This is a genomic window from Peribacillus sp. NPDC097284 (assembly GCF_044761765.1).
Classification (GTDB): Bacteria; Bacillota; Bacilli; order Bacillales; family DSM-1321; genus Peribacillus.
This window is the reverse complement of the sequence record NZ_JBIWCZ010000004.1, coordinates 276,557-302,110: the sequence shown is the minus strand read 5'-3', so window position 1 is coordinate 302,110 and position 25,554 is coordinate 276,557. Positions and strand designations below refer to the sequence as shown.

Here is a 25,554-nt window from a genome sequence, read left to right as displayed (position 1 = left end):
ATAAACGGAGGTACTGCTCCTCTTTTATATATATAGCTTTTGTAGTTGAAGAATAGGGATACGCCTTTGTCGGCTTCGTTTCAAGTGACGGTTTAGGATTTAGGTTGTACAATAAATGAGGTTAATAAATTTTGATGAATTAGGATGTGTCTAATAGATGAGAACGATTGATCCATTTGAAATTATTGATGGAAAAGCGATTAAATATTTGGATGTCTTTGGCGTTGAAAACGGCATTGCATTAAAAAGTAAGTATGAAGATAAAACGTATTGGATTTATGATTACTATTGCATGCATCAGACTTGCGATTGCCAGGAAGTCTATCTAGAGTTCGTTGAGGAAAAGAAAGATAATAAGCAAGCGGGGCAACATTTTGGAATACGTGTTTCTTTCCATGATAATCAATTTGTTCTAGAGGATTATAATACTTCCAAACAAAAGGCAATGGATATCGCCGAAGATACATTGAAATATAGCAAAGATATAATGGAACTGTTTAAACAACGCTACGAAAAAATGAAGCAAAAGGGTACCCAGATCATTATGGAGAGTGCAAAAGCGGCGAAAATGCCTCATGTCCATACAGAACCTGTCATAGGTCGGAATGATCCTTGTCCTTGTGGTAGCGGGAAAAAATACAAAAAGTGCTGTGGCAGGGCTTAACTATATCGAAAAGGTGACTTCAATGGAAGTTGCCTTTTTTATTGAAAAAAATGGGAAATTTAAGTGGTATTTAAAGAACGTATGTTCTATAATGAAAAAGTAAGTAAATGGCCAGTGAGAAATAAAGGTAGTTAAATAGTTGGAATTTTATGTAAAACTATTTTTTATTTTCAAAAATCTGGTATATATAAGTTGAAGAGATTCTTTTTTATCTCTTTAATGGTTAACGACAACCAGATGGGATAGGTCTCCCTCGCCGAGGATAGTCAAATTATTGACGAAGGAAGGGGTAATCAAATGTCGAAAGAAAAAAGATTAATTCCTTACAAAGTGTTAGAAATAATGGAAAAGGCCAATGAGAAAGTTCCTGAAGGTGTGGAGCTTATAAAGGCACCGGAAATATGGGAACAAGGCAATTATGGTGAAGGTGTGGTCATTGCGGTCATTGACACTGGTATAGATAAGGAACATCCCGATTTAAAAGAGAGAATCATTGACGGAAGGGATTTTACTGAAACCGGGGATTACCATGATGATAATGGGCATGGAACCCATGTCAGTGGTACGATTTTAGCGACCCTGAATGATGTAGGTGTAGTAGGTGTGGCACCGAAAGCGAGTATTCTAGCTTTGAAGGCTTTAAATGGAAAGGGCCAGGGAGATATCAACTGGATCAATGGGGCATTGGAGTATGCAATCAATTGGAAAGGGCCGCAGGGTGAAAAGGTCTCTGTCATTTCACTTTCACTGGGAGGGCCCCCGGATGATAAGGAACATCAGCTCATACAAAAAGCGATACAGAATGATATTCTTGTCGTTTGTGCAGCAGGGAACGGTGGAGATGGCCGCCATGATACGGATGAGTTAGATTATCCAGGAGCTTATTCAGAAGTGGTGGAAGTGGGGGCGGTGGACTTAAGCCGGAACTTGGCAGATTTTTCGAATACGAATGATGAAATTGACTTAGTGGCACCGGGTGTCGATATTCTCTCCACATATCCAGGAAGCAAGTATGCTAAGCTCAGTGGGACATCAATGGCTACACCACATGTGAGCGGAGCTGCAGCCCTCTTGAAAATCATCTCAGAAAAAGAATTCGGTCGTAAATTAACAGAGGCGGAACTATATGCCCAACTGGTAAAAAATACGGAAGATTTGGGGATAAGCAAGAAGGCACAAGGAAATGGAATGTTGAATTTATCGATGGTCACGCATAGTGCACAGAATGAAATGAGAAGAACCATTGAGGCAAGCAAGTCCATGGTTGTAGAATAATAAGTAAAAGATGCCCCAAGTGATTTTGGGGCATCTTCTTAAATAATTACTTCTTATTTTTACGTGCGGCTATCGTAAGGGCAATAATCGAGATGATCAAAGATAAAAGGCCAAGTATGATGATCAGTGTTTGATCGTTATTCTCTTCTTTGTCTGTGGACTTCGATTTGTCTACAGAATCGGAATGAGAGTGATCACCTTCTTCGGCATGTTCATGGACTGATGAATCTTCATTGCTCTTGGAAGCTGCCGTAATTTCTGTTATGGAGTGTGGTAGGTCAGAACCTTCCTCTCCACTCCATTCGACAATCTCCCCATCGGCATAGTATTGAAATGCATCCCAAGCGATATCGGCCTCATCCTTTGGATTTTGGGCAACGAACGTGAATTGTTGGAACTGGCCTGCAGCAATGCCATCACCAGTCGCTTCCCAGGTTACTGTTTTTACATGTCCTTTTTTATCCTTTTCCGTTGTCACTTTCCAATCGGGGACTGGTTGGTAACTTGAAAAGGTGATGCCTTCAGGAACCTTTAAGGCAACCTTCGTGGTAGATGATTCTTTTTCAACCGGAACTTTCAGTGTATAGGTTTCCCAAGCTTCAGGTGCTGAAGAGCTTGGGTTGACCGTGACATGGGCATTTGCAGATCCAGCAAAGAGGAATAGAGATGCCAATGCACCGATAATTAGCTTTGTACCATTTTTCATGTTTATTTCTTCCCTTCTCATTATGAGTTTCCTACTACTATTACAAAATCCGCATCAATAGAGTGGAGTTCCTTCGTTAAACCATGAACTTGAATCTTCCATTTTCCTGACATGGTTATAAGCGACTTGGTTTTGAATATACCCTTTGCTTCTTCCTGAAGGTGCAATTTTACTTCCCCTGTGTCTTCATCTAAAGGCTCCATGACCACTGTAAGCTGTTCGATATCTGTATAAGGGATGCCCTCATTATTTATTAATTCCACTTGAATGAGGTTCTCACCGATTTCATTGGGGGTCACCGATAAAGTTACTTGATCATTATTTTCAGTCATTTCCGTTTTCTCTACAGGACCTGGAGAAGACTTGGCTGTCTGAACATTTGTTAAAAGAGCAGCAATAAGGAGAATGATGATTCCCAGGCTGAATTCTATTCCAGTACTGAGGCCCAGCTTCTTCGTTTTTCTTTTCCCACGGAGTAAATGAAATGCCCCAAACCCTAACATGATGGACATAAGTCCGATTTTCCCGAGTAATAATTGTCCATATGTCGTATTTAGCAATGAATGAAGAGTTGGGACATGTTGAAAACTACTGTAAAGTCCGCTGACGATCAGGACAATCACAAAAAGAACGGCCCATGAGGAAAACTTCTGTATGATTGACCAATAAAACGTTTTTTTATCAACATCAGTCAGCTTCGGATTATAGGACTTTGGAAGAATTATCAGTATAGCCAATAAACCGCCTAGCCATAATGCCATGGACATTACATGGAGAAAATCCATAGATACAGCCAGGTATTGATGAGTTGTATCCATGGTATGTCCGATTAAGGCCTTGCAAACCATCAAGGCAGATATAAGGATAAAGGATGTTAGGAGAGAAACCTTGTTGAAGTAATTTCTCCATATAGCCAAAATTGCCACAAGTAAGGCAATTAGCAACACTATTTCTATCATCCAAATATTTCTGAATTGGGTGGACTGTAATACTTCTTTTAGGTAGATGCCATTGAAAGCATGCCACCAACCTACATCAGCGTCAATCGTAACTTTTAAAGGTAGACTCAATAGAATGGAAATCGCCAGTCCGGTATAAGATAGCCAGATATAGCGTCGGGCCCTATTGCTGATTTGATCAGGAGTAGGGCGTTTCACCAATGATAAATAAAAAAAGAGTGCACCAGTAAGAGCGGCAAAACAAAGATATTGAAGGCTTTGCAGGACTATTTGTGTTGTACTTGGAAAGCCTGCATGTTCTTCGCCGATCAGTTGATCGGATGGGATGTTGGATTCCCCATATTGAAAGGGAATTGTACCTTTGATGGGGTGACCATCACTAGAAACCACTCTCCATTTAATGATATAAACCCCTTCATCGAAAGAGCTTGACCATGTAGCTTCAAGAGTATTCCCTGAAACTTGGATATCTTGAAGTGGGATCTCCTTCCCCTCTTTGCTGTACATGGCAAGTGAGTGAAAGGAAGATTGTATAGTTTCACTGAATTGAATGCTGATCTTTTCAGGTATAGTATCCAAGCTCTCATTTGGGCTAGGATTCGAGCTCAAAATGGATGCATGGCCAAAGGCCGTTACCGGTAAGATAAACAAGGCAAGTAGACTGACGAACAGCCATATGTAATTCTTCATTTTGTTGTGCCAGCAACCTTTCTTAGTACTTCTATGAACTAGTATAAAATGAAAATGTGAAATAACAGTGAAAAAATGAAGAGAATCTCTCTACATTTTCTTGATCTATAAGCTAATTATTCTATTTCCTATTATGCATCATTAAGAAATAATTAAGCTTACCATGGTACTCTGACCTTACCATATTACAGGAAATGTAGGGGGGAGTACGTTGAAAAAGATAAAAAAGGCGAGAAGGTGATTTTGGCCGGTTCAATCGTGTGTATGGGGACGTTTACTTATATCCCGAACACAACAAAATAGGACAAGTAAACAAGTACTTATCCTATTTATATATCGGCAATTCAATTTTAACTTCGGTACCATGGTTTAGTTTGCTACTAAAGTGTACTTTTCCTTGGTGCGCTTCGATAATTCGGCAACTTACGGTCAGTCCAAGCCCAGTCCCTTTTTCTTTAGATGAAAAAAAGGGCTCCCCGAGATGTTTCATGCGATCTTTCTCGATTCCACAGCCATTATCCTTGATTGTAACGGAAATGGAATGGTTAATATGCTCAATTTCTATCGAAATATGGGATGCTGTTGCTTCCAGAGCATTTTTGACCATGTTGATGAATACTTGTTTCAGCTGGTTTGCTTCGCATAAAATAAGCGGTATATCGTTTTTTACCTCGATAGAAATTTGAGCGGAAGAAGAATCGGCTTCTACAAGAAGCAAGGCTCTGACTTCATCGATCAATTCTACGATCTGATTTTGACTGAACATGATTTCCTGAGGCTTTGCTAGGACAAGCAATTCGCTAACGATTAAGTTGATTCGGTCTAATTCGCTAAGCATGATGGTGTAATATTGATCATGGGGTTGGTCGTTTTTTTTCAGGAGTTGAACGAACCCTTTTAAGGACGTTAAAGGGTTGCGCACTTCATGAGCAACACTTGCTGCAAGTTCACCGATGATCGAAAGTTTCTCGGATTTTCGTAAGCGTCTTTCTGTTTCACGAATTTGTGTTACGTCTTTTGCATACGTAATGATACCGGCTAATTCTTTGCCCACTAACATGGGAACAAAAGTACAAGAAAGTAAAATGGAATTCCCGTATTTGGTAACAAGCGCTATATCTTTTCCTTTTTTAATCCCCTTCTGATTTTCCACGACATATTGACAGGATGATTGGATGAGCTCTTTAGCTTCTGCGGAAAAATCCAAATCAATAAAAGGGTCCCCTTGAACTTCACCTTTACGGAATCCAGTGACGGTTTCAAATCTTGGATTGACGTTTGTGATGGTTCCTTTCAAATCAAGCATTAACATGGGGGAAGGGTTGTGATCAAACAAAGACTTATAACGCTGTTCACTAGCAAGCAATTGACTTTCCGCGGCAATTCTTTCTGAAATATCCCTACCTATGACTACTAACCCTTTTCGTGAACCATCTTCATGAAATAATGGGACTTTGATGGTATCGAAGGTCTTAAAATGACCGTTTGGCAGTGGAATATTCTCCTCACAACGCGTAATCTTCTTCATTGCCCATGTTTCTTGATCGGAATCTTCACAGTAAATCAATGAATCTCTGTAGAATTGGGAGTACTCGGCAAGCTCGCTATCTTTTTTTCCTTTATAGTCCACATTCTCCAATTGGAATAACTGAAGTCCAAACGTATTCGATTCTAGCCATCTACCTTCTCCATCCTTAAAATTCACAAAGTCTACCATTGAGTTAATAAGGGTACTTCGAAGTTGTTCTTCTTCTTTTAGTTGTTTGAACTCTTCTCTTTTAGATAAGTAGAGAAATAAAATCAAACCGATTAATAGGACAAAGATGAACCCTTCTGCTCGCTGGAGTTGAAGGAACGCCTCTTTAGTATTCAAGGAATTCATTAAATAGTAATTGAAAACAAGTAATGTGGTCATTCCAGAAAGAATGTAGATTACTAATATGATACGTCTCGGCATATGGGTCTCCCTGAATTCTCCGACATTTCAAAGCTGAAATACATACACATTTTAACAAACTATTGGCTGAAAATATACGATTCCACACAAAAAAACAGGCAGCAAGGTTACCTGTTTTTCTTAAAGAGTGATAGGTTCTTTTTTTTCTTGAAGCGCTTGTAGATAAGGAAAAAGGTTAAGAGCAGGAAACCGAGTACAATCAATGTATATTGATTCATCTCTACGGAAAGAATTCCATATGGAATTAAAGAGAGAAAGAAGAAGTAGATGAGATTGCCTAATGCTGTTGCCATTAAGAAATCTTTGAAGGTGACGGAACTAACTCCAGCTGCAAGGTTTATTAAACTTGTCGGTATGAAAGGGAAAATTCTACCGGTAAAGACATACATAAACCCATGATCCTTGACGGAATCCTGCGAGTCGGTACCCATCTTTCTTAAAATCAATGACTGGAACCAGTGCCTGGCAGCATAGAAAATGGTTCCTGACGCGACCACGCTTGTTAACCAACTCCATAGATACCCGAATGCAAAGCCAAAGATCGTTACATTAATTGTTAAAAGTAAAATCAGGGGGATGACAGTAAAGGAGTTCTGAATGATCATCAAAACGAACGTCACTACAAAGGTAAGAAGGAGATTTTCTGTCAATATGGCTATCACGGATTCCAAGTCGCTATTCCAAATCATCGTGAATAATTCTGAATTTAGCCCGATGAATGTTACTACAATCAGAAGGACGAGTAACATCAGTATTTTTTTCTGCAAAAAGTCACCACCATTTATCAATTTTTTTGAGTATGGTTGAAAAAAAGAGCCGCTGCATGTAGCAGACAGCTCTTTGAATATAGAATGTTCTTTTACTTTATGCACAGTGAGTTCAAAGCAACTTTCCAAATTGAATTCTTTTATTCATCATATAAATGATGGGTGCCCCGATCAGTAGGACGAGGAATTCCCCGGCTGCTGTTGTTGCCCAACTTATTAAGAATGGCAATCCTAAGACTAGATTCAATTCTATGGCTATTAGGAACATCGTAACCGTGAATATGATGATGGTCATGGCCATTCGACCCTTAATGCCCGTTATGAAACGGGAAGAAAAGATGACAAGCAATAAGGCTATCAGAGATTGCCCGACCCCAAAAATCAAGTCATATGCCCCTAACTGTGAAAAGAAAAGGTTCGATATGAACACACCGACGACTATGCCGGATATATATTTCTTATTAAATACAATAAGATGATTCAACATTTCGGGAATGCGGAATTGAAGCACCCCAAACATAATCGGCTGAAGCACGAATGAGACAGCGATATAGATGGCAGCCAATAGACCATTTATCGCGAGCGTACGAATATTCATATTTTTCTCTCCCTAGTTTTTTATCGTGGGATGGTTACGAACCACGTTAGGCTTTTGCCCGAAGTTTAATAGTATCGTATTTTGGCCTCTTTCGTCAATTTCAAGATTTTATGCGAAATATTGAATATTTAGAATAAAGGAAAGAGATTTTGCTTTACTATAGTGAAGAATGGTACGATTCATAAAAAGAGTTAAAGGAAAGGGATGAAAGTAAATGTCAATCGAGAGTGTTAGGGCCCACTTTAAACAATGGAACAGGGAACATGATGTGATGGAATTCAAAACATCTAGTGCCACAGTAAACCAAGCTGCGGAGACAATCGGGGTTATACCCGCGCGCATTGCCAAAACGTTGTCATTTAGGGGAGAAGGAGACCAAGCAATTTTGGTCGTGGCCGCTGGAGATGCGAAAGTCGATAATAAGAAATTCCGGAAAATGTTTGGGTTCAAGGCAAGGATGTTATCTCCAGAAGAAGTTCTTGAACAGACCGGACATGCAATCGGGGGTGTCTGCCCATTTGGATTGGCAAATGAACTGGATGTTTACTTGGATGTTTCGATGAAACGGTTTGAGACAGTTTTCCCGGCTTGCGGGAGCGCGAACTCAGCCATTGAACTTTCACTCGGGGATTTATTTCAATTCTCAAAAGCAAAGGACTGGGTAGATGTTTGCAAGGACTGGGAACAAGAAGTGAATGAAGATATGCAGAAACATATCATTTGAATGAAGGAATAAAGTCCACTTCATGTGGACTTATTTCTGATAGTGGGGAGTTATTAGGTTCTAATGAATTAGGATAGAATGCTAATGATGGAGGGTCATGGATGTCCAATGTAGAGTACAAAAACAATAATAGTAGTTATCACAGTCTTAAAAATCTATATGAGGAAAATATCACGGTCAGAAGCATAGCCCAAGAGTTTGAGTTTTGTGGAAAAGATGAATCGGCCATTGATATCAAAAATGTAATGGAGGAAAAACACTTTGATACATTGGCCGTGAAAGACCAGGGGGAAATCGTTGGTTATATCGATAGACATGAACTTGGCGAAGGGAACATTTCGGATTATATGAAGCTCTTTTCCCCAAGGGAACTTGTATCGGATTCAACGCCCTTGATCCAATTGTTAGGCATTTTTAAGAAGAAAACGAGGGTATTCGTGTTAGAGAATAATTCAATCAAAAAGTTAATCACGCATGCCGACCTCCAAAAACCACCAATCAGGATGCTGATTTTTGGCTATATCACTTTATTGGAAATGAGACTTAGTGATATTATCATGCATCGATTCGGGGGTGAAAGCTGGTATCCGATGATTAGTGAGGATCGTCTACATAAGGCAAGTGAATTATATGAAAGGAGAATGGAGAAAAATGAGGAGATTAATTTAATTGAATGTCTACAAATTAGCGATAAATTCGACATTATTCATAAAGATAAAGAGTTGAGAACATTTTTTCAAATCCCATCCAAAAGTAAAGGGAAGAAAGATGCCAATGCCATCAGGAAGTTACGGGATAAGATTTCGCATGCTAATGAACTTGGGATGGATATGTCTTGGATTGAAATCATAGAAGTGGTCGAAATCTGTGGCCGCTTGCTGGAAATATCTGAGTCCTATCATTATGAATGGTAAACAGATAGAAGGATTGGAGAAAAAGGGAGAGTGCTGGTTGCTCCATTTTCAATATCCCGGAAAACCTTGAGGAAGTCGTTAGGAGAACCTGTTAGTATGCGGTTCTTTTTTTGTTGCGGAAAAAAGCTGCCTGAATGGAAGGCAGCTTTTCTCGGTCTTTAAAATTCAGGCAGTTCATCCAGATTATTTTCTTTAATGCCATCAGGCTCACTTCGCAAAATGTCCCGACCATATTTATGAAAGACATCTACGTTTGCGAGTGCACCAGCCTTGGCTTCTGAAAGAGCGGTGGGATAGTCCAGTTCCCTTCCGGTATTTGTCTTGATGGCGATGATATTATCCTCTTCATTCTTCCGTACGGCGACAATTTCTTCTTTGTCGTTCCCACCTTGTTGGTTCGCTTGTGGCGTTCCTTGTTGTTTGTAGGATTCATAGGCTTCTTCAAATGTGTCCATTGTACACCTCCTCTTTATAGGGTGAACCATTTTTCCAGCAATATACGAACTGGTTTTCGTCATCATTGAGCCGGATTTCTGTCATAATGGGCCGAATTTTCGGCTAGGATTTATGTTTGAACCTAACTTGATTGCACTTTTCTGTTTGGCATGGCACTTGCATTATAAATAAGTGGAAGTGAGAAAAACACGGACCTAAGGGAGGAATAGAATCATGAATGTAAATCAGGGGACAAGTACGGTGGAATCGAAAACATTGAAGGATGTTAAAACAATGAAGGCAGCGGTCGTCAATGAATTTAAACAAGAGCTTGAAATAAAGGATGTACCGATTCCGGATTTAGAGTATGGTGAGATTTTAGTTAAAATTAAGGCATGTGGCGTATGTCACACGGATTTACATGCAGCACATGGCGACTGGCCGGTGAAGCCAAAGCTCCCGCTTATTCCTGGACATGAAGGAGTAGGGATTATCGAGAGGGTAGCAGAGGGCGTCACAACATTGAAAGTCGGTGACCGAGTAGGGATTCCATGGCTTTATTCGGCATGTGGCGACTGTGAATACTGTTTGACGGGCCGTGAAACGCTCTGCTTGGATCAACTGAATGCAGGATATTCGGTGGACGGAGGATATGCGGAATATTGTAAGGCACCGGCAAAATATGTTGTCAAGGTTCCGGAAGGGCTAGATTTTGCCGAGGTCTCCCCAATTTTCTGTGCAGGTGTGACGACGTATAAAGCGCTTAAGGTTTCAGAAGCAAAACCAGGGGACTGGGTCGCAATCTATGGTATTGGCGGACTTGGGCATGTTGCGCTTCAATATGCGAAGGCGATGGGATTCAATGTCATTGCCGTCGATATTCAAGATGATAAGCTTGAGCTGGCAAAAGAACTAGGAGCGGATTATACAGTGAATGGGTTGAAGAATGATCCCGTTCAAGCAATTAAGGATAAAGTTGGTGGCGTACAAGCAGCTATTTCTGTTGCCGTAACGAAAAAAGCATTTGAACAGGCTTACAGTTCAGTCAAAAGAGGCGGAACACTCGTCGTGGTCGGATTGCCGAATGATGAACTTCCTATCCCTATTTTTGATACGGTATTAAATGGGGTAACGGTGCGAGGTTCAATCGTTGGTACAAGAAAAGATTTACAAGAATCTCTTCAATTTGCGGCAGATGGAAAAGTACGGACGAATATTGAAACAAGACCGCTTGATGAAATCAATGATGTGTTTAAAATGATGGAAAAGGGTGAAATTAACGGTCGTATCGTTTTAACATTGGAATAGAAACAAATGAAAGGGTGTCCTATTAATGGGGGCACCCTTGTTCATATACGAGTCAGGTATGTTTTTTTTCATTTAGTATATAACGTAATTTCCTCATTGAAATCTGTAGGCGCTTGGCGGCTTCATTCCGGTTTCCATACGTTTTTTGAAGGGTTTGCAGGACGAGCTCTTTTTCGATGGTAGATTCGAACTGTTTGATTTCCAAGAGTATGTTTTCAAGCGTCAGCTCATCTTTTTCATTAAAATCGGCTACAAGTTTCTTCCGCCATTCTTCGAGAGGGTTTTCAGGAGAGTGAAGATCCATTGTAGCTTGTTTCTTGGGTGAAATGACCTGATGGGTAGGGAGAACGATATCGTCCGCAGTGATATCCTGTCCATGATCTGCGAGGGTTAAGGTTCTCATCACGGTATTAGATAGCTCACGTATATTTCCGGGCCAGTCGTATAGCTGTAATTTTTCGATAGCCTCTTGTGAAAAGGATACATCTGCCTGACCATTCCTTTCGACCAGATGCTCGACAAGGAGAGGGATATCCTCTTTTCTATGACGTAATGCTGGTACTTCAAGAGTGACAACATTCAGGCGGTAAAATAGATCCTCCCGAAACTTATTGTTTTCTACTGCTTGCTGAAGATTTTCATTAGTGGCAGCTACCAATCGTGCGTTGGTCCGTAATGTCCCACTGCTTCCGACCCGCATAAATTCCCTAGTTTCCAAGACCCGCAGAAGCTTGACTTGGATGGCTGGACTGGCATCAGCAATTTCATCAAGGAAAAGGGTTCCATTTCCGGCTATTTCAAAAAAGCCTTTTCGTTGTTGGGTTGCACCGGTGAATGCGCCTTTTTCATGGCCGAATAATTCACTTTCAAGCAGGGATTCTGAAATGGCTCCACAATTAATCGCGATAAAGGGCTCGTGGTTACGCGGGCTTGCTGAGTGAATGAAGCGGGAGAGCACCTCTTTACCCGTTCCCGTTTCCCCTTCTATTAAGACATTAACCGATTTTTGAGCGACTTTGAACGCCATTTCTGTCAGTTCTTTCATTATGACACTTTCACCGACGATGAGACCGGAGTCCCTGGCCAGTTTCTGAAAGAAATGCTGATTCACATCCGTGTTTTCATTCAGGAGGTTTTCAATCTGCTTTTCTAATATCTCAATATCGGCAAAGGGTTTTTCCATATAATCACTTGCGCCAAGTTTCATTGCGCGGACGGCGGTCTTGACTGTGCTGTAACCAGTCATGATGAGTGCCTTGCAACGAGGTTGTTTTTGTTTGAGATGTTGTAAAAGGGAAAGGCCGTCACAATCGGGAAGCTTCAAATCAATCATCGCAGCATCATAATGCTCCTGATTAAAATCGATTGCATAAAAGTCCTTTCCACTATGTATGACGTGTACGTTGTATCCTTTCATCGTAAAAAGCCGGGATAAAAAGGTACCCACCTCTTTTTCATCGTCCACTACAAGTAAATGAATCATGTTATTCACTCCTCTCATCTTCTGTCGGTAGGGGGATCTTCAGTGAAAATATACTTCCTTGGCCTGGCGTACTCCATACGTCAATTTTGCCGCCATGATCTTTCGCGATGCCAAGACTAACAGACAACCCCAGTCCAGTCCCCTTGTCGCGGTCTTTTGTCGTATGAAAAGGGTGGAAAATAAGAGGGAGGCGCTCGGCTTCAATTCCTGTCCCATTATCAGCCACCTGGACGATCATATATTCCTCTTCTAAAAAGGTCTGGATGGTGATTGTTCTTGGGGCTGATTCATCAAGATCACTCAAGGCATCCTTGGCATTCAATAACAAGTTGATGATAATCTGTTCAATCTGCTGTTGGCTGCCCTTGATGTACGGCAGGTCTTCCTGTAGGGAAAGGTGAATGAATATTTGTTTCTTCTCGAGTTGGAACTTCAGCAAGTTCAAAACTTGGTGGATGGCTTCGTTCATAGAATAATAGTGGAACTTGTATTCATCCTGCCGTGAAAAGGTAAGCAGGCTTTTTACGATTTGCCTGCATCGGTCGCCGCAATTTTGGATATCGGTTAGCAGGTTGTAATCATGGTGTTCCGGAAGTGTGCTTCTCAATAAAAGCTGAGAGTTACCAATGATGGCGGTTAATGGACTATTCAATTCATGGGCTATTCCCGCTGCCATTTCACCGATGGCCCCTAGCTTGTCGGCATGAAGTAATTGAGCTTCCATTTTTCTTCTTTCGGTAACATTTTTATAATAAGCGATAACCCCGTATACTTGCTGTTCCTTGTTTTGAATGGGGTAGGCGTGCATTTCCATTATGGCTCCTTGCTGAAGAAGGAGTTCCTGAAACCCTGGCTTATCAAGTGAGAAGGTTTCTTGAATGAGAGCTTGAGATGCCTTTTTCAAAGGTTCTAATTCAAAAAAATCCTTGGCTGCATCATTGGATTTGTAGACCCCACCCTCCCGGTCAAAGACGACAATCATATCTTCTACCGCCTTAAAGGTATCCTCCCATTCCTGCTTAGAATGAAGTACTTCCATATAGAGCAGAGCATTTTCGAAAGTTAGCGCTAGCTGATTGGATAGTTGCTTTAGAAAATCTAACTCCTCTTTGAGCCATGCTGTGTTATTCTTCCTGCCGAAGGTTAAAATCCCGATTTCTTCATTTTTTCCGTACATAGGAATCAAGAGGAGCGTTTCTATCTGAAGGGACAGAAGTTGTTCTTTTTCTGGATAAGTAGGGAGCATCTCGACGTTTATCTGGATCGGTTCCTTTATCGAATGTAATTGGTCTTTGGATTCAATGTTAAGCTCGCATGGTTCATTAGGGCATATATGGAGTAGAGTCGGATCTTCTTCATATAAAATAATGAAATGACAGTCATCAAATGAGACCAGTCGTTTTAGTTTATCGACTACATTTCGAAGAATAAGATGAATATCCAAGTCTCCGTTCATGTTCTTGGTAATATCATTCATGATTTCAAGTTGTAGATTCTTCTTTTTTAACTCATCGACGGTCTTCTTTAGTTCAGTGTAGTATGTTTTTTTCGAAGACCGTACACCGGTCATTAAATCTATCATTTCATTTTTGTTCATGGTTGCACCTCCTATAGGGCTGTAAGGAGCAATTGTTTAATCTGTTCTATGGACATATCACGAGGATTTGTAATCATGCAGGCATCATCAATAGCGGTCATGCCTATTAGTTCAATCATATCCGTAGTAATGCCGACATCCCCTAAACTTAGAGGCACGCCTATATCTTGGGATAACTCCCGAACGAAGGCAACAGCGGCGGCGCCTGATTGTTGCTCTGTTAAGGTCCGTGTGTCGATTCCCATGATTTCCGCAATATCGCTGAATCGCCTAGGGGAAGCAATTCGGTTGAAATCCATGACATGGGGGAGAAGGATTGCATTGATTTCCCCATGCGGAAGCAGGTACTTTCCGCCGATGGCATGGGAAATCGCATGGGCGGCTCCTAAAATGGCGTTGGAAAAGGCAAGTCCGGCTTGCAGGCTAGCCATGGCCATCGCCTCTTTTGCTTCTTCATTATTTTTAGATGCAACAGAAGGGCGTAGGTAACGGGAGACGATGGAGAGGGCGTTCTGTGCTTGAACATCAGTAAGTGGTGTTGCTGCGATAGAAACATAGGCTTCAATGGCGTGAGTCAAAACGTCCATACCCGTTGCCGCAGTCAAGTCTGGATCCAAAGTTGTCAACGTAGCCGGATCGATGATGGCAATATCGGGTACGAGCGACTTTGAGATGATCGTCATTTTCTTCTCTCGGAACGAATCGACAATCACCGAAAATTGGGAGACTTCCGAGCCGGATCCAGCCGTGGTCATAATCATCACCATGGGTGGAAGAGGCGAATGGACTTTATCGACCCCTTCATAATCACTGGTGACTCCGCCGTTTGATGCCAATAAAGCGACCCCTTTGGCGACATCCAGCGCACTTCCTCCGCCAACCCCTATGATGGCATCACACTCATGATTATGAAACGTCAAACAGCCGGCTTCTATTTCACGGTCTTTAGGATTTGTCGTTGCATCGATAAAGGAAGCGTAGGCAAGTCCTGCATCTTGACAGGATTTTACGACGATATCCAGCCAGCCGGCATTGGCTACACCAGGGTCACTTACAATCAGCACCTTTTTGGCCCCTAAACGTAGGCATGCCTCTCCCGCTTGCTCTATCGAACCTTTTCCAAAAATCACTTCAGGCATCACGAATTTAGTAATGGACATTCTCGCCCCTTCTTCCCTGATTAAAGTCGTATTCTCTTTGTACTACTTTCCAGAAAAAAAGCTAAATTCCTGTACGTTCAAAAGAATTTTTATATAGGATGACAAAAAAATAAATCGTATCCCAGCGTAAACGCTTATAAAAGGTATTATAGACTAGCGGGGAAATGGGATAATTAGGATGAATATACCTATTTTAAATATTCTGAATAATTTACAATGGATTATAAGAATCTATTGAAATTAGGAGGAAATCTATGAAAAAACCATTTCTATCTCTTACATTAGCTACTACGTTAGCGTTGGGAGGCGTTAGTAGTACCACTGCATTGGCGGCACCTGCTCATTCATCTCCGAGTGAAAAAGCCCCCTCCACAGATAAGCAAATTGTTAAGAGAATCAATGTCGACAAAATCTACAAGAATATTGAATACCTCTCGCAAACACCTCGCGTGGCTGGCACAGAATCGGAGTATAAAGCGGTCCAGTTCATCCAAAAGCAGTTTAAGTCATATGGCTACAAAGCGGATATTGAAGAGTTTCAATTCTTATCCTACACAGATCCTGACAAGGTGGAACTGGCTTTCGACGGATATGATGGGGAAGTTCAACCAAAACATTTAACCTATTCAGTAAATGGGGACGTTTCAGGTGATGTGGTATACGCTGGATTAGGAACGTTGGAGGAGCTTGAACAAGCCAATGTTGCCGGAAAGATTGCTCTCATACAACGAGGAAGCCTTTCTTTTGCTGAGAAAGTAGTGAATGCAGCTCAAAAAGGGGCTGTGGGAGTCATCATTTACAATAATGCAGAGGGAGATTTAAACGGGACACTCGGAGGAGTCAATGACCAATATGCACCGTCTGTCACAATTACGAAAACGGCAGGTGAAGCAGTCGTAGCAAAATTGGAAAATGGAGAAAAGGTGAAGGCCTCCTTGAAAATCGAGGGTGCTTCTTCGGGAGAAAAAACGTCCTATAATGTAGTAGCAACGAAAAAAGCAACCAAGAATATAAAGGCGAAGAAGAGTGACATCATATATGTAACCGGACATCATGATTCAGTAGCTGGGGCACCAGGTGCAAATGATGATGCATCAGGGACTTCCGTCACGCTTGAGCTTGCCCGTGTTCTGAAGGATCTGCCTACAGACACGGAAATTCGCTTCATCACCTTTGGAGCAGAGGAAAATGGATTGCTAGGTTCGCAGGATTATGTGGACAATCTATCAGAAGATGAAATCAACAGAAGTATTGCAAACTTCAATCTGGATATGGTCGGTAGTAAGGATGCTGGGGACTTGATTCTCTTGACGAACGATGGAGAACCGAATCTAGTAACGGATCTTGCACAGGCTTCTAGCAAGAGACTGAACGGTGTAGCTACCCCTTATGGAGAGGGAGGTCGAAGTGACCATGTATCCTTCTCTGAAGCAGGTATCCCTGCTGCCTTGTTCATACACAATCCATCAGAGCCTTGGTATCATTCCCCAGATGATACGATTGATAAAATCTCAAAAGAAAAGCTTCAAGATGTAGCACGAATTGCGGGGACAGCGGTCTATGACCAAGCAAAAGTGCAAGAGAAAAAACCGAAACCGAAACATAAAAAAGGTAAGAAACAAAGAATGCCTCATTTACACTTCAAACAGGATATTAGATAAATAAAGAATGCCGAGAGGATGCAGGTTGCATCCTCTTCTTTTGATTTATTTTAAAAAAAGGAGGTAAAAAGACTTAGTCGCATATCGAACTTGCTGTGAGGAAATTCCTGTTGAACTATCAAAGTAGCGTATTTATCCCTATTTATCTCTCGGACTTTAATCCTTATAATGAAAAATATGTAAAATATGACATTTGTTTATTCGAGGAATTATTTATGAGGTGATTCTTTTGGGATATGTACAAGGACGGAGTGACGCTCACTCTACGTTTTTCTTTAGTGAAATGGATAGTATGAATGGGAGGAATACCCGATTAGAACAGAAGGATACATATAGAATTATCCGAATTCAAGAAGTTGGTGTTGTAAATGACGACGATTAAACTGAATCATTCCGCCGTGACCAAGCAAGTCGGCCAGGTGAAAACGGGCGTGGATGGGACGACAATCGGAGCACTGCCGGTCGATCAGCTCGGCAATAACGATCTGAGCTTCACATCGAAATGGGAGGAAAGGGAAACCAATCTGGAAAAGACCTTCAATCAATATCTGACGATCGTCAAAAAGAATCTGGAAGACACCCGGGCCAACGTGGATTTACTGAAAGAGCAGGATGAAGCCATCACCCATACTGCACAGGGGTATCAGCCATTATGACGATATTCGAAGCTAAGCCTTTGAAGTCGGCCGTCAAGTCACGGGCCAAGCAATATGAGGACCTCAAGGGACAGGTCGAAACGCTTAAAAAGGAATTCCAGGGAATCGTCGACCTTGATGAAGAATTGGCCGGAGTCGGGGCGACGGCCATCAAGAACTTTTACCGGGCGCAGGTCACCGTGGCGAATGCCTGGATCGAATTATTCTCCACACAAATCAGTTTCCTAAAAGGCATTCCGGCCATATTGGAAGAAGCGGACCTATCCGGTGAGACCGTGGTCGAGGTGCCCTTTTTAGAGGGAGAAGTGGCCCATGGTCTTACCAATGCCAAGTCGATGGTGAACCAGCAGTCTACCGATCTCCAAAAGATTTTCCAAAACATTGAAGATATCCTTCAGCTTAGCGTATTCAAACAAGATGATTTCCATGAGAAAATGGAGAGTGCTGAAAAAGAAAAGAATACGACCATCAAGAAAGTGAAGGATGTAGACAGTAAACTGGTCGAGGAATATGAAGTGAGCGAGGACCAGGAAAAAGTGGCCATTGGACTTGTGCAGGCTCTCATTGAAGCCACCAGTCAGGACGGTACCATTTCCCCGATGAACTTCAACCAAAGCGCCTTTCAAGTGAGTGCAGCCTATCAAGTGAAGGATGAAGTGGCCGAGAACATGAAAGGCTACCGGGAGTTTAAGAAACAAGAGGCCGAAGCCCGGAAGCTCGAAAAGGAAATGGAAGCAATCTATGCAGGGCTGGCCAAACAGAATATTAAAAGCAATCGAAGCGATGATTCAATAATGGATTCAAATACTGGGGACTATGCTTTAACATTTGAAGGGAAAAGGAAGGTACTTGGTGGTAACGGTTCAGGAACTCCGGATGGCCTAGCCCCATATGCCATAGCGGCAACTGATTTCCTTCTAGGCGATATAGCTACTATGATTGGTCCCGGTTCCACTACAAATGAAAGAATAACAGCTGCAGCGTTCACTTTCATTAAACCCACAAAAGTCTTAGATAAGGGTCATGATGTGCTAAAAGGTGTTAAGATTAAGGATGCTGGTAAGGGTATAGATAATGCTAAAGATATAAACAAATTAACTGTTGATGATATACCAACTGCAAAGAGTGGGAATTTTAATAAATTCTTCAATTCCCTTACAAGTAATGAACTAGACGAACTTTGGAAAGATAAAAAGATTAGAAAGAAAATTGAACGTCAGCTTAGAGAACCTGGAGGTTTACATGAATGGCACTTAGTTTCAAGAGCTCCGCAATTTAAGTGTTGGAATATTGGTGCTGAAGAGATTAAAGACTTAAGAACAGCTATATCCGATGTCAAATTTGTCAATCCAAAGGGTGTTCACGGAGGATTAGGCTCAACTAAAGCACATAATGAATTGTTAGCAATAATAGATACTTCTAGCGACTATAATACATTTGTTAGACGGCTTAATAATTGGGCTAATTATAGATTAGAGGGTGGAGTTTCGTCTTTACCACAAGGTCTAAGATTAAAGTAGGAGGGTACTATAATGGAAAAACAAGGATGGGTTTCAATTTGGTTAGGGAATATTAACGATGAGGACCCAATAGGAGAGTATGTTGATTTAACGTATGATGAGGATGGCGAGTCTGTCCCTTCCCAATTCTTTATCGATTTTAATATTGATATGGATGAAACTGATGAGGATACAATAGAAAAAGCAGTCTATAAGAATAGTAGTAGTGATATATCAGCATTATTAGATGGGTGTTCGTATGAAGAAATTGTCATCCCAAAAATCCAGAAAAGTATAAACCTAAAGAAATCATATAATGCAGTAATTTTAATATATAATTTTGAATATAACAATGAAATTAGTTCAACTGGTGCTTTTGATTTTATTGCTACTACTAATTATGAATAAGAGAACTCTTAAAGGTTCTAATTAGTAAGTCTCCAGGCAAAGAGATTGATATACCTGAGATAATGTAATTTATGTGAAACCTTGATTGGCAAAGTTTGAAGAGATACCTAGTGACGAATGAACTATTTATTACTTACAGAATAGAGATAACCCTTGCAATCCCAAATTTGATGTTTTTACAAATTATATAGTACGTACAACACCTTTTAAACGTATGCCCAATTTACTCTTAATTTTGTTAAGTAAATAACCATAATATCATCAGTTACCACCATTTTATTCTCCAAAGCTATACCTAAGGGACAACTGATTTAGAGGATAATTTTCTAACTAAATATGATGAGGGATGTTTGGTTATCCGCAGACTTTTTAGTTTATCTTACTTGTGGACATTGAATAAATACGAAGGTAAGTAAAACATATTTGGAAGGAATAATTTTAATAGGCAAAACATAAAACCTAGACGAATAAGTGGTCTAGGTTTATATGTGTTTAATATACACTTCAAGGTTTTTAGCTTCAGAAGGATATATCACTTCTTTATAGGTTTTGATGAAGGGATAAAAACCCTCTACCTGTTTTATTTTAAATAGGCTTGGGTTGTTTTAAGAGCTCGAATATTGCTATTGTAGGGATATTCATATTATGAAGCGGAGATGTGGTTTCTTTGATACATATATTAATTGCAGATGATGATCGGCATATTCGAGAGTTACTCAAATTTCACTTAGAAAAAGAAGGATACATGGTGTTCGAAGCGAAGGATGGGAATGTGGCTTCCTTATTATTAGAGAAAGAACGGATTCATCTGGCTGTTGTGGATATCATGATGCCTTATAAAAATGGACTGGATCTTTGTAAGGAGATACGCGATCAATATGATTTACCGGTTATTTTACTTACGGCTAAGGATCAGCTCATTGATAAAGAAAAGGGATACTATGCCGGGACGGATGATTATCTCGTTAAACCCTTCGAGCCACAAGAGCTTTTATTTAGAATAAAAGCGCTTTTGCGACGGTACCGTATGGTGAATGCTGAGTTAATAACATTAAATCAAACCATCATCGACCGAAGAAGTTATGAAGTCCGAATTCAGGGAAATACATTGCTTCTTCCGCTTAAGGAGTTTGAACTGCTTGCTCAATTAGGGAGTTTTCCCGATCAGGTTTTTACGCGGGAGCAACTTATCGAACTTGTGTGGGGAGCAGATTTTGAAGGGGATGACCGGACGGTGGATGTTCATATCAAACGGTTACGTGAACGATTCACAGGACGTACGGATGATTTTGTCATCACGACTGTCAGGGGATTGGGATACAAGCTGGGGGTCAAAAAATAGTGAAAACACTCTATTTTCGAATCGTTGTCCAAACGATCTTAATCATGGTGCTTGCTAGCGTCATTGCTTTTTTACTTTCTAATGTGTATTACCATCAAGTTCTTAAACCCTACAATGGAGAGAAAATCAGCAAGGTCGCAAGGGAGATCGTTTCTTTGTATGAGGAAAATCCTGATCAGGATATTGATGCTTATTTAAACCATGTATCAGGATTGCATTACCAGCTGTACTTAATCAATGAACAGGGTAAGGCTACTTCTTATGGCAAATCGTTTCATCAAACGGATTTGGATGGGGATACGGTTTCTGATGTCTTGAACGGGAAAGTCTATGAAGGGATTGAAACCTATAATAACGGGCTGTTCATTACCGGTTTTTTTGAAGATGCATTAGAAAATAGTATTGGGGTTCCGCTGAACGTGGATGGCGAAAAATACGCCTTGTTCGTTCGGCCTGATATTGAAAAGCAGTTTGGGGAAATTCGCTTTTTCCTGGCCGTTTTGCTCGTTCTTATGATCTTACTTAGTTTCTTTTTCATTATTTTTAACACACGTTTTCTAGTTAAGCCCATTACCAAATTAACGGAAGCGACAAAAAGGATTGCTGATGGGGATTATAGTGGTGAATTGAACGTTACCCGTAGTGATGAAATTGGGGATTTGGCGAAACATTTTTCGAAAATGACTCAGAGCATCCAACGATTGGAAGACATGAGACAGGAATTCGTTTCCAATGTTTCACATGAAATTCAATCTCCTCTCGCCTCGATTCAGGGCTTCTCCCAAACCCTGCAATCGGAAGAGTTAACGAAGGAAAAACGAAAGGAGTACTTGTCCATTATTGAAAAGGAGAGTCGGCGCATGTCCGCGATGAGTAAGCAACTTCTGATGCTCGCTTCATTGGATAAAGGAGACGATCCCCTCCAGCCCACAAGCTTTGATTTAGCTCAGCAAATAAGACAAGTACTGTTCATGCTGGAATGGAGTTGGCGGGAAAAAGACATGATGATTGAAATGGATCTACCATCCACCATGATTTCTGCAGACGAGAAGCTTTTAAGCCAGGTGTGGACAAACCTGATAACGAATAGCATTAAATACTCGGATAGCGGGAGTTCGATCATTATACGCATCAAAAAAATTGGCCGGATGGTCGAAGTAATCATTAAAGACACTGGTATGGGGATAGCCGATGAAGAGCTTCCTCATATCTTTGAACGGTTTTATAAAGTTGATAAAATGCGTAATCGCAGTGAGAACGGGAGCGGCATAGGTCTTTCCATTACGAAAAAGACGGTGGAACTTCACGGTGGAACGATTGCGGTTCAGAGTGAACTTGGGGAAGGGTCTACTTTTTATGTTCGTTTGCCGCTTATGTAATCAATTGTTCATCTTCCATTCATAATGATTCATTACAATCGATGTATACCACATGAACATAAGGGATTGGATGTTCAAACGGTAACAAAAGAATTGGGAGATGAAAAAATGTTTTTAGCAATACGTGAGCTGAAACATTCAAAGGTGCGTTACTTACTGATCGGGTTGATCATGGTTTTGGTCGCATGGCTGGTCTTTATCATTTCTGGATTGGCTAATGGACTTTCAGCTGAAAATGCTTCATCGATACAAGGCATGGATGCTGACTATTTCATGATGGAGTCTAACGTGGAGCATAAACTAAACCGATCTACTATTCCGCTGGATACATTAAGTGAGGTTCGTTCTTCAACGGGTGTTGAAGGAGCGGAGGCCCTGGGTCAAATGATGTTGACCTTCAATAAAGAAGGTACATCGAAAAAGACGGATGTCACGATTTTTGCAACGGATGCCAATGGGTTCCTTGCACCCAAAATCGTGGAAGGGAAAAGCTATGATAATAAGAAGAAAGGCGATATAGTAGCCAATGATTCTTTAAAAGAGGACGGCTATAAGGTAGGGGATACGGTAGTAGATGAATTATCCGGTAACAAATTCACTATCGTAGGATTCACCGAAAATCAATCCTACAGCCATACACCTGTTGTATACATGAACGTTAAGGGATGGCAGGGGATTAATCCTCAGTTGAAAAACACGGACGCAATTAGCACAATTGCGGTTCAAATGGATCAAGTAGGTCCGTTGAAGTCTGTGTCTGATGTGGAACTCATTACGAAGGATGAGATGCTTCAAAGTATCCCGGGATTTAAAGAAGAACAAGGTACATTGGCGATGATGATAGCCTTTCTGTTTGTGATTGCTGCATTTGTTCTTGCTGTGTTCTTCTATGTCATCACTTTACAGAAGACGAATCAATTTGGAGTCATGAAAGCACTCGGAGCAAGTACTGGCTACCTTGCAAAAAGTATCGTGGGCCAAGTGTTCATGCTTGCGGTGGTATGTATAGCAAGTAGTGTTGCACTAACATACGGGGTCACTTTCATCATGCCAGAAGGAATGCCTTTTGAATTAAGTACTTCTTTGGTCATTCAATATTCGATTCTTTTATTGATTGTTTCGGTATTGGGTTCCTTGTTATCACTATATCGAGTCTCAAAAATTGATGCCATTGAAGCCATTGGGAGGGTAGCATGATGAATCATAAACTATCATTCGATCACGTCAGCAAAATTTACGGTGAAGGTGAGAATATCGTGAGGGCTCTTGACGATGTTACCTTTCAAGTGAAAGCTGGGGAATTTGTGGCCGTTGTTGGTCCATCAGGTTCGGGGAAAAGTACTTTCCTCTCTATAGCAGGTGCTTTACTTTCCCCAAGTAAAGGTAGTTTGCTTTTAAATAATGAGGATATAACATCATTTTCTCCGAAGAAATTAACACGTGTCCGTCTAGAGAAAATTGGCTTTGTTTTTCAATCATCCAATCTTGTTCCGTATCTTACCGTACGTGACCAGCTTCTGCTTATTTCAGAACTGATTGGGCAACGTGACAAGAAAGCTGTGAAAAAAGCTGATGAATTACTTAGTCATCTCGGGCTTAGTCATCGGTGCAATCATTTGCCAGAAGAGCTTTCAGGCGGTGAGCGTCAACGGGTAGCCATTGCGCGGTCGTTGATGAATAATCCAGACATCATTTTAGCAGATGAACCCACTGCAAGCCTTGATTCAAAGCGGGGGCGAGAGGTAGTGGAAATGCTTGCGACCGAGGTGAAGTTAAGAAACAAGGCAGCCATCATGGTGACGCATGATGAGAGAATGTTAGATTTGTGTGACCGTGTCGTCAACATTACGGATGGCAAGATTCTTCTATAAAAGGTAGTATGCAGGCTACTGTATTCCGGTTTATCGGGAGTACAGTGGCCTTTTACCATTCCTGATTTAAGAGATGAATTATTTTAACAGATTAAGAAAATCAATGAAGGAATCAAGAAATTACGTGTTACTATATAGCAAGGAAATTGTTTATATAAAGGCGGGTAAGTTACATATGAAAAAGACTTCTTTAGATGTTCTCATTATAATAATAGGTGCGTTCATTTTTGCGTTGGCAATCAATCTTTTCGTTATTCCCAATGATCTCGGTGAAGGTGGAGTAACGGGGATTACCATCATTTTATTCTATTTATTCCAGTGGTCACCGGGCCTGGTAAGTTTCATTATGAATGCATTCCTTCTGATTGTCGGATATAAATTTTTATCGAGGATTACAACCATTTATACGATTATTGCCGTCACCTTCCATTCTCTTTTTCTACATTTGACGGAGAATTGGAACGTTTCGTCGGATGAAATCGTAATCAATGCCATATTTGGCGGTGTGTTTGCTGGTGTAGGAATTGGTTTGATCATCCGGGTGGGCGGTACGACGGCAGGTTCTACCATTCTTGCTCGGATCACAAATAAATATTTAGGCTGGAGCATAAGTTATGGGTTATTGTTCTTTGATATAATCGTGGCCGTCTCATCCTATTTCATTATCGGTGCGGAAGGTCTCATGCTAACCATCCTTATGCTATATATTGGAACGAAAGTAATGGAGTTCATCATTGAGGGTGTAAATCCGAAAAAGGCAATCACCATCATCTCGAAAGAAGCAGATCTCATTGCGAAACAAGTAACGGTTAAAATGGATAGAGGGGTCACGGTTTTTGATGGACATGGCTACTATACGAAAGATGCGAAGGAAATTCTATATATTGTCATTAGTAAACAAGAGGTCGTCAAGTTAAAGAGAATTGTTCAGTCTACCGATAGCCAAGCTTTTATCGCGATACATGATGTAAGGGATGTATTTGGTGAGGGGTTCGTGGATATTTCGAAGTCATAAAATCATTTTGGGAGCCGGATTGGGCTCCTTTTTTATATGGATAAACGGACTTTATTTCAAGGGGCCTAGGCAGGTCTTTTTTTATTTCCCTGAAAATGACAAAAAAATCTGTGAATTTTGAATAAATTGTTATATTATGTAAGTAAGAATCCAACCATCATGAGGAATACAGCCATTATATATGGAGGTGTTTAGCATGATTCTTTTAAAAGTGGATGACAGAAAGTTTGGGAAGAGCAATATTAAGTACAGCATAGTGGATAAGGAAACGGATGAATTACTTATTAGTGGTGTGTTCGAGGAATTTGGACAAGCAAGTGATAAATATTACGAATTGAAGGAAGAGTATGGGTCTTCCAACGTGAAAATGGTTTTGAAGTGAATGGAAGGGAAGCCTTTTGGTTTCCCATTTCTCTAATGAAATACAGCTTGCATTCTGAATGGTTGAAAAAGATGAAGAAATACCTAGAATGGATATCCGTTCAA

At 40.8% G+C, this 25,554-nt stretch carries 24 protein-coding genes and 1 riboswitch; of the genes, 15 read left to right on the top strand and 9 right to left on the bottom strand.

The genetic code is table 11. The features are described 5' to 3' along the window. The first annotated feature begins 157 nt into the window (after positions 1-157). The gene (locus tag ACIQXU_RS11365) at positions 158-664 is read left to right on the top strand and encodes an SEC-C metal-binding domain-containing protein (RefSeq protein ID WP_402872160.1); all 507 of its coding nucleotides are present in this window, start codon (positions 158-160) and stop codon (positions 662-664) included. Between the two features lie 297 nt (positions 665-961). Beyond that, the gene (locus ACIQXU_RS11360) at positions 962-1,939 is read left to right on the top strand and encodes a S8 family peptidase (RefSeq protein ID WP_402989316.1); all 978 of its coding nucleotides are present in this window, start codon (positions 962-964) and stop codon (positions 1,937-1,939) included. A gap of 46 nt (positions 1,940-1,985) precedes the next feature. Here the strand turns inward: ACIQXU_RS11360 and ACIQXU_RS11355 are convergent, their stop codons facing one another. The 5 genes from ACIQXU_RS11355 to ACIQXU_RS11335 form a co-directional block, all read right to left on the bottom strand. Then, on the bottom strand, positions 1,986-2,645 hold the full coding sequence (locus ACIQXU_RS11355; RefSeq protein WP_402989313.1) for a YcnI family copper-binding membrane protein: 660 nt from the start codon (positions 2,643-2,645) through the stop codon (positions 1,986-1,988). A gap of 20 nt (positions 2,646-2,665) precedes the next feature. Continuing rightward, entirely contained in the window at positions 2,666-4,294 is a 1,629-nt protein-coding gene (locus ACIQXU_RS11350) for a copper resistance protein CopC (protein WP_402989310.1), read from the bottom strand. 325 nt (positions 4,295-4,619) lie between these two features. Continuing rightward, positions 4,620-6,251: an ATP-binding protein gene (locus ACIQXU_RS11345; RefSeq protein ID WP_402989307.1), complete on the bottom strand. Its 1,632-nt coding sequence runs from the start codon at positions 6,249-6,251 to the stop codon at positions 4,620-4,622. A gap of 107 nt (positions 6,252-6,358) precedes the next feature. Then, positions 6,359-7,018: a TVP38/TMEM64 family protein gene (locus ACIQXU_RS11340; RefSeq protein ID WP_402989304.1), complete on the bottom strand. Its 660-nt coding sequence runs from the start codon at positions 7,016-7,018 to the stop codon at positions 6,359-6,361. 112 nt (positions 7,019-7,130) lie between these two features. Then, positions 7,131-7,616: a QueT transporter family protein gene (locus ACIQXU_RS11335; RefSeq protein ID WP_402872143.1), complete on the bottom strand. Its 486-nt coding sequence runs from the start codon at positions 7,614-7,616 to the stop codon at positions 7,131-7,133. A 6-nt stretch (positions 7,617-7,622) separates the two neighbouring features. Beyond that, a riboswitch (PreQ1 riboswitch) is annotated at positions 7,623-7,667 on the bottom strand. Positions 7,668-7,830: 163 nt separating this feature from the next. On the opposite strand from ACIQXU_RS11335, the gene ACIQXU_RS11330 reads away from it, so the two are divergent. Both ACIQXU_RS11330 and ACIQXU_RS11325 read left to right on the top strand, forming a co-directional pair. Next, entirely contained in the window at positions 7,831-8,340 is a 510-nt protein-coding gene (locus ACIQXU_RS11330; protein WP_402958553.1) for a YbaK/EbsC family protein, read from the top strand. A 101-nt stretch (positions 8,341-8,441) separates the two neighbouring features. Then, positions 8,442-9,254, top strand: a complete 813-nt coding sequence (locus tag ACIQXU_RS11325) for a hypothetical protein (RefSeq protein WP_402989301.1) — start codon at positions 8,442-8,444, stop codon at positions 9,252-9,254. Between the two features lie 158 nt (positions 9,255-9,412). Here ACIQXU_RS11325 and ACIQXU_RS11320 read toward each other — a convergent pair whose 3' ends face one another. After that, the gene (locus tag ACIQXU_RS11320; protein WP_402872134.1) at positions 9,413-9,709 is read right to left on the bottom strand and encodes a DUF3892 domain-containing protein; all 297 of its coding nucleotides are present in this window, start codon (positions 9,707-9,709) and stop codon (positions 9,413-9,415) included. A gap of 274 nt (positions 9,710-9,983) precedes the next feature. Between ACIQXU_RS11320 and adhP the strand changes: the two genes are divergently transcribed. After that, the gene (gene adhP, locus ACIQXU_RS11315) at positions 9,984-10,997 is read left to right on the top strand and encodes an alcohol dehydrogenase AdhP (RefSeq protein ID WP_402989412.1); all 1,014 of its coding nucleotides are present in this window, start codon (positions 9,984-9,986) and stop codon (positions 10,995-10,997) included. Between the two features lie 52 nt (positions 10,998-11,049). Here the strand turns inward: adhP and ACIQXU_RS11310 are convergent, their stop codons facing one another. The 3 genes from ACIQXU_RS11310 to ACIQXU_RS11300 are packed head-to-tail and all read right to left on the bottom strand — an operon-like array spanning position 11,050 to position 15,237. Continuing rightward, on the bottom strand, positions 11,050-12,480 hold the full coding sequence (locus ACIQXU_RS11310; RefSeq protein WP_402989298.1) for a sigma-54-dependent transcriptional regulator: 1,431 nt from the start codon (positions 12,478-12,480) through the stop codon (positions 11,050-11,052). 1 nt (position 12,481) lies between these two features. Beyond that, on the bottom strand, positions 12,482-14,077 hold the full coding sequence (locus ACIQXU_RS11305; protein WP_402989295.1) for a sensor histidine kinase: 1,596 nt from the start codon (positions 14,075-14,077) through the stop codon (positions 12,482-12,484). An 11-nt stretch (positions 14,078-14,088) separates the two neighbouring features. Beyond that, the gene (locus ACIQXU_RS11300) at positions 14,089-15,237 is read right to left on the bottom strand and encodes an iron-containing alcohol dehydrogenase (protein WP_402872125.1); all 1,149 of its coding nucleotides are present in this window, start codon (positions 15,235-15,237) and stop codon (positions 14,089-14,091) included. 254 nt (positions 15,238-15,491) lie between these two features. Here ACIQXU_RS11300 and ACIQXU_RS11295 point away from each other — a divergent pair, with 254 nt between their 5' ends. The 10 genes from ACIQXU_RS11295 (at position 15,492) to ACIQXU_RS11250 (ending at position 25,450) form a co-directional block, all read left to right on the top strand. Beyond that, positions 15,492-16,898, top strand: coding sequence for a M28 family peptidase (locus ACIQXU_RS11295; protein WP_402989292.1), 1,407 nt, complete (start codon positions 15,492-15,494; stop codon positions 16,896-16,898). 368 nt (positions 16,899-17,266) lie between these two features. Continuing rightward, positions 17,267-17,554 (top strand): YwqI/YxiC family protein, encoded by a 288-nt coding sequence (locus ACIQXU_RS11290; RefSeq protein WP_402989289.1) that lies wholly within the window; start codon positions 17,267-17,269, stop codon positions 17,552-17,554. After that, positions 17,551-19,074, top strand: coding sequence for a T7SS effector LXG polymorphic toxin (locus ACIQXU_RS11285; protein WP_402989286.1), 1,524 nt, complete (start codon positions 17,551-17,553; stop codon positions 19,072-19,074). Before ACIQXU_RS11290 ends, ACIQXU_RS11285 begins: the two co-directional genes overlap by 4 nt. Positions 19,075-19,086: 12 nt before the next feature. Next, on the top strand, positions 19,087-19,461 hold the full coding sequence (locus ACIQXU_RS11280) for an immunity 22 family protein (RefSeq protein WP_402958541.1): 375 nt from the start codon (positions 19,087-19,089) through the stop codon (positions 19,459-19,461). A 667-nt stretch (positions 19,462-20,128) separates the two neighbouring features. Then, the gene (locus ACIQXU_RS11275) at positions 20,129-20,803 is read left to right on the top strand and encodes a response regulator transcription factor (protein ID WP_402958539.1); all 675 of its coding nucleotides are present in this window, start codon (positions 20,129-20,131) and stop codon (positions 20,801-20,803) included. Continuing rightward, positions 20,803-22,182 carry a sensor histidine kinase gene (locus ACIQXU_RS11270; protein ID WP_402989283.1) on the top strand — a complete coding sequence of 460 codons (1,380 nt, stop codon included), beginning with the start codon at positions 20,803-20,805 and terminating at the stop codon, positions 22,180-22,182. Before ACIQXU_RS11275 ends, ACIQXU_RS11270 begins: the two co-directional genes overlap by 1 nt. 108 nt (positions 22,183-22,290) lie before the next feature. Next, complete coding sequence (locus tag ACIQXU_RS11265) at positions 22,291-23,379, top strand: ABC transporter permease (RefSeq protein WP_402989280.1); 1,089 nt, start codon at positions 22,291-22,293, stop codon at positions 23,377-23,379. Beyond that, the gene (locus ACIQXU_RS11260) at positions 23,376-24,053 is read left to right on the top strand and encodes an ABC transporter ATP-binding protein (RefSeq protein WP_402958533.1); all 678 of its coding nucleotides are present in this window, start codon (positions 23,376-23,378) and stop codon (positions 24,051-24,053) included. The genes ACIQXU_RS11265 and ACIQXU_RS11260 overlap by 4 nt, the downstream gene beginning before the upstream one ends. Positions 24,054-24,228: 175 nt before the next feature. Further along, positions 24,229-25,068 (top strand): YitT family protein, encoded by an 840-nt coding sequence (locus ACIQXU_RS11255; RefSeq protein WP_402872314.1) that lies wholly within the window; start codon positions 24,229-24,231, stop codon positions 25,066-25,068. Between the two features lie 196 nt (positions 25,069-25,264). Next, positions 25,265-25,450: a hypothetical protein gene (locus ACIQXU_RS11250; RefSeq protein WP_402989277.1), complete on the top strand. Its 186-nt coding sequence runs from the start codon at positions 25,265-25,267 to the stop codon at positions 25,448-25,450. Positions 25,451-25,554: the final 104 nt, after the last annotated feature.